This is a genomic window from Treponema sp. R80B11-R83G3 (genome assembly GCF_054786115.1).
Genome location: NZ_BDHF01000508.1, coordinates 1 through 434, shown reverse-complemented (window position 1 = coordinate 434; position 434 = coordinate 1). Strand labels below are relative to the sequence as shown.

Sequence of the window (434 nt, the reverse complement as noted above, 5' to 3'; positions counted from 1 at the left end):
TGTTACATCTGTCCTGAAGCGGTTATAACCGTAGCTTATGGCAAGGTTGCCAAGACCGCCGCCGCCTATTGCGCCTGCCATTGCCGAATAGCCGATTAAATTAATAATTGTCAAAGTTAAACCCGAAACCAAAGCGGGCAGAGCTTCCGGGATAAGCACTTTTCGGATAATTTGAAAATTAGTCGATCCCATCGCGCGGGCGGCGATTAGCATTCCATATTCAACTTCGGAGAGGGCAGATTCCGCGACACGGGCGACAAAGGGCGCGGCGGAAATTGAAAGCGGAATGATTACCGCAGTGGGACCGATGCTTGTTTTTATAATAAGCCGCGTCAGCGGTATCAGCAAAATCATCAATATGATGAAAGGAATGGCCCGGAACAGATTGACGATTCGGGAAAGCACATTGTACAGCATGAGCCGCGGAGCAAGCC

At 49.8% G+C, this 434-nt stretch carries 1 protein-coding gene; it reads right to left on the bottom strand.

Annotated elements, in window-relative coordinates; genetic code table 11:
- Positions 1-434: ABC transporter permease subunit (locus tag ACYVRH_RS14700; RefSeq protein ID WP_461257606.1), on the bottom strand; the 434-nt coding region annotated here is incomplete at both ends.